Source organism: Shewanella sp. FDAARGOS_354 (assembly GCF_002209245.2).
Taxonomy (GTDB): domain Bacteria; phylum Pseudomonadota; class Gammaproteobacteria; order Enterobacterales; family Shewanellaceae; genus Shewanella; species Shewanella xiamenensis.
This window is the reverse complement of sequence record NZ_CP022089.2, coordinates 1812784-1825575: the sequence shown is the minus strand read 5'-3', so window position 1 is coordinate 1825575 and position 12792 is coordinate 1812784. Positions and strand designations below refer to the sequence as shown.

Here is a 12792-nt window from a genome sequence, read left to right as displayed (position 1 = left end):
AACTCTTACCGTTGAGATTGTTAAAATTTCACGGCTGGCATACAGTGATTCCTTATTCACAGGGAGTGGCACAAGATGATCCGACCAACGCTTTTCTATCATCTACAGGACGTCGAAACCGAGCAGGCATTAGTGAAGCTCGAGGGCGCGCAGACCTACAACAAGCTACGCAGTAGCGATGATTTATCTTGGATTAGTCAGCTGGAGGCCAATCGTATCGATGTGGCGATCATTGAGCTGCCCCGTCTTAGCCGTGAAGATTACTTAGCCTTACTCGAGTCCAGCGCCATTGCGGATGTGGAGTTTATTTTCCTCTCCGACGGCCTGCCGAATCCTCACCTCGATACACTATTGTCCAAATACGCGGGCTACCATTTCCGTAAGCCCATCGATATGTCCTTGCTGTGCGAAACCTTAGCCGATTTTGCCCAGCATCTGGTTGCCAATACCTCGACGCGCATTCGTCCCTATGCTAGCGAGTTAGACCAATATGGTTTGCTGGTGGGCTCCTCGTTACCTATGCACCGTTTGTACCGCACTATCCGCCGCGTGTCGGCCGCCGAGAGCAATGTGTTGATTATCGGTGAGAGTGGCGCGGGTAAAGAACTGGTCGCCAATACCATTCACTTAGCCAGCCCGCGGGTGAATAAGCCCTATATTGCGATTAACTGCGGCGCCTTGAGCCCAGAATTGGTCGATAGTGAACTCTTCGGCCATATTAAAGGCGCCTTCACCGGCGCGACTCGCGATCACCAAGGGGTATTTGAGCAGGCCGAAGGCGGCACCTTATTCCTCGATGAAGTCACCGAAATGCCGCTCGAGCATCAAGTTAAGCTATTAAGAGTGCTCGAAAATAATGAATATCGTCCCGTCGGTAGCCCTAAGGTGCTCAAGGCCAATGTGCGCATTGTGGCGGCGACAAACCGCGAGCCTTTAGTGGCGATTGAGCAAGGGCAACTGCGGGAAGATTTGTACTTTCGTTTAGCGCATTTCCCCATTCAAGTGCCGCCATTGCGGGAGCGCGGGGAAGATATAGTCGGACTTGCGAAGCATTTTCTGGCCTATCGCAATGCGGCGGAAAAACAGAGCAAAGTGTTCTCGTCCTCAAGTTTAGAGGCGATTGCGGCCCACGCTTGGCCGGGGAATGTGCGCGAGTTAAAGCATGCTATTGAGCGCGCTTATATTCTGGCGGACCATGAGATTACCCCTGAGCATTTACAGCTGACGCCCAGTGCGGAAAAAGAGACGACTGCGGAGGAAAATGTGGTGATCCCCCAAGGTATGCGCCTTGATGAGCTGGAAAAAATCGCCATTTACCAAGCGCTTGAAACGAGTCAGGGCAATAAAACCGACACCGCCGAGCAGCTTGGGATCAGCGTTAAAACCCTCTATAACAAGCTCAGTAAATATGAGCAGGAGTCAGACGCTCAAACTGTTGTTGATGCCGTTAGCGAAGATTCCGTTAGCAATAGCGTCGCTAAGTAGTAACCTACATTAAATGCCTAAAAATAAGCTAATGCATTGATTCAACTTTTAATGCAGCTTTTGATTCAGCGTTTGCTTTTGAATGTGTTAGCTTATTTTGACTCTGACTGCGGTTCAGCATTTTGCGCTTGATAGGGCACAAACACCTTCAAAGAGGCGGGTAGGATATCGATATTGAGTTCCTCCGGCTCACAAATCTCGCCATCAATCACATACTTGCATTGGGGCTGACTGCTGATCTTTACCTTTTTCGCGTGGGCGTGTTTTACTTTGCCCGTGTTGCCCGTGTTGCCCGTGTTGCCCGTGTTGGCCGTGTTGGCCGTGTTGCCCGAGGGCGCAGAGTCGCTATTGGCGGCCTCTTTAATCCAGCCGGTAAAAGCCAGCTCAGCCAGACTGATAAGCTGTTCATTCGGCTCATTATTTGAATCCAACCAAGTGATATCCAACAAGCCGTCGGTCATATTGGGTTCGCCCTTACCTTGGGCGAGTAAGCTGGTAAAAGGTGCGGCATTGGCAACCACTAGGCTGTGGGTTTGCACTGTCATTGGGGCTTGGTCATCTAAAGTCAGCTGCAACTCGAGGTTGGTGTCGGTGTTCACCGCGCGCCACAAACCATCGAGATAGGCGAGTTGGCCGAGGGCATTTTTACGCTCGCGGCTCGCCGACTCAATCATTTGTTGCTCAAACCCAATGCCGACCAGCAGTAACACCAGCCGATCATTGCAACGCGCCGTATCTATGGTTTGTGTCTGGCCTTGGATAATATTATCAATGGCTTGGGAGACGGCATTGAGCTTACTGCTTAAACCAAAGAGGGCGTGTGACAGGGCATTGGTGGTGCCTAACGGGATAATGCCTAAGGTGATATCGGTGTCGATAATCTCCGCCGCGACCTCTGTGACTGTGCCATCGCCCCCGCAAGCGATGATGATATCGGCGCCCTGAAGCCGGGCTTTTTTCGCTTGGGTTTGGGCGCTAATCTCTGGCGTGGTGAGCGCTAACTGCACCTCAAAATAGCGTTTCAGTTCAGTGCAAATTTGTTCGCCATGGGTTTGCCATTTACCCGCGCCAGAGACGGGATTGGCGATAATCCAGGCTCGCTTATGCAGTTTGATTTCCCCTTGAGTGTACATCTGCTCCAGCGCTTTAAGTTGCCAGCGATTTAACCCTGCGGTTTTACGAATGCTTTTAATCTGTTGCAGCACCTCGGCAAAGCTGAGCTCGGGGCGGCGGCACACAAGATAAGCGGCCAGCACCATTACGGATCGCCCGCGGCCGAGCGCACAGTGGATTAATACCCGCTTTTGGGCGCGTACTTGACGGTGTAACCAGTTAATCGCCTGATTTAATTGGGCGCTAGTCGGCACGCTGTGGTCAAGAATAGGGATATTCAGATAGTCGATATGCTCTTCATACAGAGACACATCGAGGCCGTCGAATTCGGCGGTGACATCTAAAATAGCGGTAATGCCATAACGATTCAGTTTAGGTAAATCAGCAGCGCTTAAGCGGCTACCCAAGTATAGATATTTATCAATGGCTTGCATTGAAGGCACGCTATCACGGCGCCGCGCCCAGAGATTATAGAGTCGGCATCCTAGTAAAAATGGAATAAAGCCCCAACGAATATACCAAGGGATGGAGCCATCCTGACGTTTTCTAAAAATACTGGCGAGGTTAAACCAATAGGCCGAGCCGACAAGGGCGAGGGATAGGCTGGTCCATGCCCAAATAAAGGTGAGGATGGGGGAGTGCCCCGTTACGGCGAGATAGCCAAATAACAGCGCTCCGAACAGGTAGAAATACTTAATGTGGATCCTACGCAGCATTGGCATCTCCTCCATCGATAAACGGCGAACCTCAGGAAAATCCACTTTATCGTAACCAATGACTGTCGCGATAAAGTGGCTCGGTGGTACTCAATTGAACTGTGGTTATCCTGATAGGCTCGTTTGTGGGACTCACTACTCGCTGTCATCCGTTTTAGCAGCGTGTATCTTTCGCTTTAACGCCTTCTTTCAGTTCTTCACAGGCATCTTCAATTGCATTGCCGGTATCAGTGATGGCTTCATCGATTTTTTCGCCTGCGTCCTCGGCATGGTTGTCGCTACAGGCTGACAGTCCAAAGGTTAATAATAAGGCTAAAAATGCATTGGTAATCATGGTCATAGGTTTCATATCGATTCTCCTTTTATCCAATTTAAGCGCGTGGTGCCTTACCCTTAAGGGCGTTGACCAGCAGGGAAATCACAAGTAATACAATAAATAGGAAGAAAATAATCTTTGCGATTCCTGCTGCGGCGCCAGCGATCCCCGTAAATCCAAACAGTCCGGCGATAATGGCCACAACCAGAAACATTAAGGTCCAACCTAACATAGCCACCTCCTTTGTCTTATTTCGGTTTTTCTGTATTCTTCACTCTGCATGTTTACGTCGAGTGAGCTAGTTGCCGGGTGAGTTGGATAAGCTAGGTTACGTCTTACATCCCGTTATCACTCAATCCCGCAATAAACTCACAAATGAGATATTGCGAGCTTAATGCCAACTTTGAAGATGTTGATTAAAATTCTGATTATTAACGTTATTTTTAATTGGTGTGTTGGCAGGAGTAATGGCTGATATAAGCGAGATAGGCAATTTTTACCTGCGATTCGGTAAGAGTTGCAGTGAGAATATTGTGAGAAACAGCATAATGGCTTGATGGTACGTCGAAATGGCATTATGTTGTTGATTTAAAAGTGAGAGTTAATTTTTTTGCAAAACCAATGTTATTAGAACCGTGGAGTCACACATTCATAATATGTTAGTTCCTTCAAGCAACTCCTACTTCGTAAGCGAAATAGAAGCTTTCAGTTCAGATCCCGTTAGCCTAATTGGCTTTGTCATTGCAGCTGTTATATTTATTGTTGCTTATAAATATACGCCTTTCATAAAACACCTTTCGGAAACCGTTAACTTAAGACCAAGCACTATTTTTGTGCTGAGTTTTAGCTTTATCCTAATCGGTTTTTTCGCGACTCTTTCTACATATCTCGACATTTACCAAGTTCAACAATCCGTTTTGGAAAATAAAACACAGTTGATTTCTGGATGTATAAAGGATCATCAAGTCAACCAAAGCGCTAGCAGAGAGGAATCATTTTCGGTATCGGGTGTACGCTTTGCATACAATGACTACGTTACTGCAAGTTACTTTTTTTCAAATAAAAACCACGAATCATTTATTCGAAATGGCCAGTGTGTTTCCATTCTCTATTTGCCTAACTTTAAAAATGGCATATTAAAAATCGATAAACTGTAATTTTACAGGCCAGTTGCAGGTGAGCATTGTCGCGCTACGTTCTGTGACAGAGTGGGCCATCGGAAAAAGGGGTTTTTCCGTTGAGTCCCTAGGATGGGTTTACGGCGTGCCATTGAAGTGACAATGCAGAGCGGAAACTGAACTCCAATCGGTTTTAAGCCCAAAAAATGAATGTAAAAAAAGCGGGTTAAGTGTTCACTTAACCCGCTCAATAAGGTTTACCAATGCGAATTAGCAGCGTTGTAGTGGTTTCCAGCGTTGCAAGCTGACCGGAATACTTACCCCTTGGGATAACAACAGGTTAATCCGTGCTTGGTAGGCGGCGCCCTGCATTAAATGTTTAGCTAAATCGACTGCATTGCGCTCACGGTAATCATCTAAATAACTGCCTTTAGCCCAAGCATTAAAGGCGCCGAGGGCGGGGCCTGCCCAAATCTGATAATCCATTTCGCGACCAACTTCGCCCGTGTTTGACCAGCGACTCGAAAGACCTAAATACCAGCGGAAAATCAGTGCCATTTTGCGTTTTGGATTATCCAGCGCGCGCTCAATTTGCTTAGGATCGCGTTCATTAAAGTGCGCCACAGTACCTGCCCAAATCTCATCTAATGAGGCGCGAAACACTTGATCTTCCAGCTTTTGCCTTTCCTCTGGTGGGATCGCCTCAATCGAGTCGTAGCGGGTGTAAATCTCATAGAGTTTATTGGCGCGCATAGGGAATAGGGTGCCGCGCTTAACCACTTGTAACTTAACGCCCATTTCAAACATATCGGCGGCGGGCGCCATAGTCACATCGGCCATTTCGGTGGTGGCGAGTAATTTACGGGTATGTTCGCTGGCCCCAGCCTCAACACAGGCTTGGTTGATTGAGCCAGTGACAATATAGGCCGCGCCCATATTGAAGGTCGCCAGCGCCGCATCAGGCGTGCCGATACCACCACCAGCGCCCACACGGATAGGCGTTTTGTATTGGTACTTGGCTTGAATGGTATCTTTGAGCGCCAAAATGGTCGGCAATAACGTGACCAGAGGGCGATTGTCGGTGTGGCCGCCTGAGTCGGCTTCGGCGGTAATGTCATCGGCCATGGGCACAGATTGCGCCATTAGCATTTGATCTTCGCTGATAAGCCCTTCGTTCACTAATTGTTGCAGCATCTTAACGGGGGCGGGCTCCATAAACTTGGTGGCCACCTCGGTACGGCTGATTTTAGCAATCACTTTATTGCCAATCACAATCTCGCCGTTGGCATCGCGACTCAGGCCCGCGGCGCGGTAATAGACGATTTGCGGGGTTAAGCCCAAGAATGCCGAGGCTTCAACCGTACGCACTTGATGCTTGAGGAAGAGTTCGACACTGCCACGCTCCAGCGCTGGCTCGCTCGGGCTGTGAATCAGGTTAAAGGCGTAGAGGCCATTGGGCAATGCCGCTTGAATGCGTTTAATCGCGGCTTCTACGCGCGATGGAATTAACCCCGCCGCGCCAAAGGAACACAGAATGCCCGCCTGACCTAGTGCGATAACTAACTCTTCCGAGGCGATACCGTTGGCCATAGCGCCAGCGTAGTAAGCGTATTTCACTCCATGCACGCGGCGAAAATTGCTGTCACCCAAGCTTTGAGTGCCAAGGGCGGGGGCGAAGGCGCTCACCGGATGCAAACCATTGCTTTTGTGTAAGCTATTGCTGGGTTGAGCTTCAGCAAGACCCACCACCTCGGCGGTTTGGGCTATGCCTAGGCCTTTTTCGGCATGATTGATTAAGTAGCAGGCTTGATTGAGATCTTTAAGCTTTTTGCCAAGGGAATCGATATCGAAACTGATGGCGGCTTCATCAACCTGCCATGGCCAAGGACTGAGCTTGTTATTATCGAGAGCGTTATTATCGAGTGTGGTATTCGTCATTTGGGCTTTTCACTTTTAGGTGTTTGGGGCCTGAATTTGTTTGCCGCAGAGGGGTTATTCCCTTGCACTGCGGCAGTCTATGCTTCTGAAGCCAATTGTTCTTAAGCTAACTGTTGTTAATGCTGCAAGTTACGCGCAAGCGTTATGCCTCTTCGATGCAGATAGCAATATCGGTCACCTCATAAATGCGCAGGCCATCCTTACTCAGGTTGGCATCGCCCTTGATGATGCGTTTACCGTCTTTATCTTCAATGCTGGTGATATGCACATCCAGCGACATCTGTTTGTTTAATGGATTAATTTGACCGCGATACTTCCATTTAATTTCTGACAGAATTTGGCCAAATTTCGGATTATTGAAGCCTGCGCCTAGGTCTTGGTCTATGGCATAGGCTTGCAGTAATTCGATAATCGCCTCGACGCCGAGGGAGCCTGGCATTACCGGGTCCTGATGGAAATGGAACTGGAAGAACCAATCGCTTGGGTCAATGGTGCGCTCGGCGTACAAGTATCCCAGCCCCTTCTTACCGCCAGTTTTTACAATCTCAGCCTTGTCGATAAAGTTCAGCTGCCCACCCGCGAGGCGGTAGTATGGCTTGCCCTGCGGCGCCACAAAGCAGCGGCCATTTTTATCTAACAGATTGATTTGGCTGTCGGCTTTGATACCGCGCTCAATGTGCCAGGCTTGGGTAATTTTACCATTGTCGATACCCAACTGGTTTTTAAGCGCATCGGCCTTAAAGTAACCGAAAACCGCATTACCACGGTAGAAAGGCTCGCCATCGCAGCTCAGTTCGAAACTAAAGTTTTGAATGATATTGCTGCCAGCAATCACGGTGGACAGTAGGCGCGAATCGTTGACTATGGTCTTACCGCGTAAATCCACTTCACGCAGTAACTTGCCACTGCCGTCGAGGTTGCGGAAGAATAACTCCTGCCCCGGGAAGCCTAAGGTCGTGCCCATATAACCCGAGATAAAGCCATTGGGTTGCAATGAGATTTCCATCAGCACAGAGTAAGGCATCACGGCATGATGGCTGTTTTTAGCGTAATACCACGCGTTGCTGGGCACTTCATACTCGGCAATACAGGAAGATGGCTTTTTCAGCTCGCCACGTTTGCCCTCAATGGCCACCACGCGGGTGGTGAGTTGCAGATCGCCGCAGGGCGTACGCGGCGGGATTAAGCCACGGTAAATACTAAAATCGGGGCCGAAGCAGTTTTCAATATCGCCGGTGGCAAACTCAAACAAATGGTAGGGCGTAAACGGCAGGGTGTCGGGCACGCGGTTGGCGTACTTAGAGCCTGCTGGCGCAATCGGCGCACTTACATGCTTAAGCGGCACAACGCCTTTATTTACGGGAGCTGCCATATCCGGGATTTGTGCCATCAGCGGCGCTTGTTCCGCTTGGTTGTCGATATTTGCTGCTTGGGCATCATTACTCTGTGAAGAACTGCTTTGCGAAGATCTGCCCAGTGAAGAATGGCTTTGCGAATAGCGGGTGCAATCCGCTTCTTCTTTAATCATCACCCCGAGGTTTTGGAAATCCACCACCACTTTGCCATTGAGCAGAATATCGATATTCGCCTTGGCATAGGGGCGAGGGCTCATGCCAATTTCGGTAACTTCCATGCGATAGGTGAGGGTGCCAAATTGCGGCAATACCTGACCGCGGCAGCGCACTTTTTGCGATGCGTTTTCAAGGGGTTGGAAACGACCGTTAGTAACCCCAAGGTGCATACCAATATGCAACATAAAGAATTGCAGCAACTGGCCACAACCTTCGGCCATGAGGGAGCCTGCCATCACTTGGTCGCCCTTGAAATGGCAGGGGAAATACCAATGGTCGGGGGCTAATTGCTTGTGACCTTCAATCAAGCCTAAGCCCCATGCGCCGCCATGCACGTCGAGCTTGCTGACTTGTTCGATCATCAGGAATTTTTCCGAGGCGAAGCACAGTGAAGGCTGGAGACCAAACTTTGCTTGATGGGCTGTATGCTCACCGCCGAAACAGCCGCCAATGTCGGCGCTCAGCAGGCGATGGATTTGGCCGTAGCTAAAGGCCGTTTGTGCGCAGTTAAGTAGCGGCGTGAAGCGTGGCTTATTGCCGTTTCGGGCATATTCATTGGCCAGTGCAATTTGTGCCTGCTCGCGCGCCTTAATTTCGGCCTCGGTGTGGATCACCCCTTTGCCATCGGCCAGTTCTTTATCGGTAAAGAATCCCGCGCAGCCGCCGTCCATCTTGAGGATTAGCTTATCGCCCACGAAGCATTCGTAGGAGAAGAAAAACAGCAGGGTATCACCATTGCGGGCAAAGTGGTTGATGGAGATATCGTAGCGCAGGGTATCACCGCCGCGGGGCAGATCTCCAAGGAAGGTGAGGGTGCAGTCGAGCAAGCGATAGACGCGCTCGCCCTTGTTTTCAAAATCGATACCTAAGTAGCTGATCAGCATCAAGTCGCACTGGCCCGATTCGACCGCCACCGCCCACGGAATTTGGCCATCGACCAAGAAGGGCGCATCCACGGGAATGTCGTACTCTGTGGTCATAGTGCTCGGCTGATAGCGGTTCATTTGCGCGTTGAGCTTAGTCACCCGCGAGACCAGCAGATAATCCGAGGTTGGCAGGCGCACGCGGCGGGCGTAGCTATCGATAATGGCGTAATCGGCGCCAAAGACCTTGGCAATGTCGCCCTCGGCATATTCCACCAGATCCTGATAGTTCCAAATGCAGGGCTTATCCGCTGGGATAGGTGGTGTATAGGGCGGGACTCTTGCATGATTAGGTGCATGATTAGGCATGAGCTCTGGGATTGATACCGCTTGCTGCGCCTTCGTTTCAGCGACATTTATGCAGGTGACAACATGGGTTGTAACAGACCCCGTTTGTGTTGTCTGGGATAATTGTGCCTTTAACAACGCATCGGCCAGTTTGAGCCCTTGCTCACGGCTCTGTAAAAAGGCTAAGTGCGCCTCGCGTGCAAGCTGCTGGTTTTGCAACAGTTGCTGGTTTTGTAACAGTGCCGCGCTATCCTGCGACGCCCTATCCTGCGCCAAGGGCGCCGCCGAATATTGGTGTGGTGCGTTAGATGACATACCGCTCTCTACTGCTGTTGGTGTGGCAAATGGGGTGGCGTTTTTTGCCGTGATATCAAGTGCTGTTTCTACTGTGGGCTCAGTTTGTGTCGCCTGTGGTACTACAGGCTGCAACTGGCGCATTTTGCCTTGGATGGCGGCAAGTGCGGGCAGCGGCGTATCCACAATATGTTGATAGATATCGCGGCCACCGAGCGTCACTGGTTTGATTAAATGCTTTTGCTCACTCAAGGTTAAATCCTGTGCAAGGCGCAGTTCTAGTTGCGCCGCCTGCGTTGCAGTCTGGCTTAACAGCAGCAGCGAACTCACTCCTTGGCTTTGGGTAGACACTAGTGCCTGCTTATCGACGTTTTTATCCGAACCCGCAGACCCATTTTTTAGGCTTAACAGGGCATTCAGAAGACTAGCCATACCCGCAGCGGCAAAGTTATGCCCAAGGGTATTGGCGACTCGATTGCATGGCGTCCCCATAAGATTAAGCTGCGCTAATAGCTGCTCCGCTGGCAGTTGCTCTTCTGGGGCAATACATTGCTCAACCATATGGATGGCAGCGGGTACTGAAGGATTGGCGATAGCCGTTTCGGTTATCAGCGAATCAAGCAGCTTGGGCAGCTGATGGTTTGTGCCAAATGCTTGACCACGAATTTGGCCGTAGCCCTTTTGAGAACTGTTACTCGCTTGTTGACTGTTGCTCGCTTGCTGGTTTGTCAGCACGATAGCGCCCGAGCCTTCACCCACCTTCCACTGTGGATTCGCGCTGTTGGCATCGAGATCAACGGCGACCTCGGCGTTTTTCAATATAACCTGTTCAACACTGCCGCTTAAATCCACGGCGGCAATCACGACGCCATCGAGGGCCTCTTGGGACAGTAGGTTTTGCGCCACATCGATACAGCGAGCGACCGATTGTTCGGCGGCTGAGATGGTAAAGGCCGGGCCGTTAAAGTCCCACAGCGAGGCGATGCGCGACGCCATAATATTGCCAATAAAGCTGGTGTATTGATTGAGCTTGGCGGCATCGAGCACGCTGTCCATGGCGATGGCTTCGAGGGCAAGGTATTCATCATTGGAGAGGTGAACGCCTTGTCGCGTTAAGCTATCTGCAAGTTGGGTGTGCAAATTCACGCGGCCACGGAATTGGTGCAGCTCAAGCTCGGTTTCCATCGCCACTAACACGGCGACCTTGCTGCCCGCGGTTAACTTGGCATCGCGAATCGCCTCATCAGCGACTTTGATCAGCAACAACTGCTGGGAGATAAGCCTGTCATCCTCATTGGGCGGCACTTTAAAGCGCAGAAAATCAAAATCAAACTGCTCGATATAGGCACCTTTTGGCGCGCGATTTAGACCAAACAGGTTAAGGATATCGGGGTGTTTATCTAAGCCTTTCCAGCGGTTAGGTGGCAGAGGGATAAAGGCATCCGTTTGGTTTAATAGCGCCTTATCCAGCGCATTGATGGAGGCCAAAGGTCCAAAGTGCGACGCCATGCCGATAACGGTTAATGCTTGCTGTTGATAAACAGGTTTGTTGGCTTGCTTCTCGGTGCTGTGCGCTGTTGGTTGATAGGATTCCAACAATAGATGGGCATTACAGCCACCAAAACCAAATACAGATACCCCCGCATGGCGACGATCGTTGCCTGCTTTATCGGGCCAAGTCTGCAACTGAGTAGGGATATTATTACCGCTAAACAATCCCTTAGGCGATGATATCGGCGCCTTAAGGTTTATACTCGCCGGTAGTTGCCCTGAGCGCATGGCGAAGATCATTTTCATGATCCCAGGCATGCCGGCAGCTGTGAGTAAGTGGCCAAGGTTGGATTTAGCCGAACCTATCAGCGGCGCTTTAGTGCCGCCGAGTTTATCTTCGAAAAAACGCTCCATCGAGGTGAGCTCAACCTTATCCCCCAGCGGTGTGCCGGTGGCATGGCATTCAATCACTTCGATATTGCTCGGGTGGGTGTTGGCAGCGGCATAGGCGCGCTCGAAGGCTTGTACTTGACCCTTACTGTTGGGGCTTAAGACAAATTGGCCTTTGCCATCGTTCGATAAACCAATGCCACTGACCACGGCATAGATATTATCGCCATCGCGCTCGGCATCCTCTAAACGCTTAAGCACTAATACGCCTGCGCCTTCGCCCGCGAATAAGCCTTTGCTATTGCTATCGAAAGGCGCCGAAATCCCATGGTCAGGATAGGCGTGGAAAATCGAGAATCCCATATTGATAAAGAAGGGATCGGCGCCCGATACCGCGCCTGCGAGCATCATGTCGGCCTTGCCCGTGGTTAAATAATCGCAGGCAAGTTTGAGGGCATAGACTGAGCTGGCGCAGGCGGCGTCGAGACTGAGCTGTGCGCCGCCAAGGCCGAGGGCATCGCTTAACAATTTAGACGCCGTATGGGCAATGGCACCATTGGCTGCCTGTTGTGTGTCCGCAATCGAACCATTGGCGAAGGGCGCTAAGGCAAATTGTGGTTGATTAAGCTTGGTTTTTAATGCCTTTTCAACCGCTTGATGGTAAATCGGTAAAAACAATTCATTAGAACTTGCGGTCGGGAACGACAGGGTGCCCATTACAATCCCTGTGCGTTCAAGTAATGGCGCCGTTAAATCCACGCCCGCATCCAGCAGGGCTTTTTTACTGCAATCTAATGCCCATAAAAAGCTTTCATCGAGCCCGTCAAAGGCCGTCGGCGGCAACTGATAACCCTGTGGGTCAAAACGAAAATTGCGGATATAGCCGCCCTTATCGCAGTAAAAACGGTCGGCTTGGCCTTGAACGCCTTGGTAATCCGCAGGATTGGCATTGAGTTTAGCCGCATCAATTTGGCTGCGGGAATCTTTTTTATCCAGCAGATTTTGCCAAAACTGCTCAGGTGTGTCGGCATCGGGATACTGGACGGCAAGGCCGACGATGGCAATCTTTGGCATCGCCTTTGAGCTTTGGCGCTGGTCGTTTGGCACAGCGGTGCTGTCTTGCAGAGTCGGGTGAGCATGCATTTGAGA

7 protein-coding genes are annotated in these 12792 nt (G+C 50.5%); 2 read left to right on the top strand and 5 right to left on the bottom strand.

The window, feature by feature from the left end:
• Positions 1-75: 75 nt before the first annotated feature.
• Positions 76-1485, top strand: a complete 1410-nt coding sequence (locus CEQ32_RS08240) for a sigma-54 interaction domain-containing protein (protein ID WP_088585840.1) — start codon at positions 76-78, stop codon at positions 1483-1485.
• Positions 1486-1577: 92 nt separating this feature from the next.
• On the opposite strand, the gene CEQ32_RS08235 is transcribed toward CEQ32_RS08240, so the two are convergent.
• From CEQ32_RS08235 to CEQ32_RS08225, 3 genes are all read right to left on the bottom strand, one after another.
• The gene (locus CEQ32_RS08235; protein WP_088585839.1) at positions 1578-3314 is read right to left on the bottom strand and encodes a diacylglycerol kinase family protein; all 1737 of its coding nucleotides are present in this window, start codon (positions 3312-3314) and stop codon (positions 1578-1580) included.
• 154 nt (positions 3315-3468) lie between these two features.
• Positions 3469-3663, bottom strand: coding sequence for a hypothetical protein (locus CEQ32_RS08230; RefSeq protein WP_088585838.1), 195 nt, complete (start codon positions 3661-3663; stop codon positions 3469-3471).
• Positions 3664-3685: 22 nt separating this feature from the next.
• Positions 3686-3862 carry a DUF1328 domain-containing protein gene (locus tag CEQ32_RS08225; protein ID WP_011626732.1) on the bottom strand — a complete coding sequence of 59 codons (177 nt, stop codon included), beginning with the start codon at positions 3860-3862 and terminating at the stop codon, positions 3686-3688.
• Between the two features lie 424 nt (positions 3863-4286).
• Between CEQ32_RS08225 and CEQ32_RS08220 the strand changes: the two genes are divergently transcribed.
• Positions 4287-4787 (top strand): hypothetical protein, encoded by a 501-nt coding sequence (locus CEQ32_RS08220; RefSeq protein WP_037430880.1) that lies wholly within the window; start codon positions 4287-4289, stop codon positions 4785-4787.
• A 231-nt stretch (positions 4788-5018) separates the two neighbouring features.
• Here the strand turns inward: CEQ32_RS08220 and pfaD are convergent, their stop codons facing one another.
• Both pfaD and CEQ32_RS08210 read right to left on the bottom strand, forming a co-directional pair.
• Positions 5019-6686 (bottom strand): eicosapentaenoate synthase subunit PfaD, encoded by a 1668-nt coding sequence (gene pfaD / locus CEQ32_RS08215; RefSeq protein ID WP_088585837.1) that lies wholly within the window; start codon positions 6684-6686, stop codon positions 5019-5021.
• 142 nt (positions 6687-6828) lie between these two features.
• On the bottom strand, positions 6829-12786 hold the full coding sequence (locus CEQ32_RS08210) for a beta-ketoacyl synthase N-terminal-like domain-containing protein (protein ID WP_181159800.1): 5958 nt from the start codon (positions 12784-12786) through the stop codon (positions 6829-6831).
• Positions 12787-12792 lie beyond the last annotated feature (6 nt).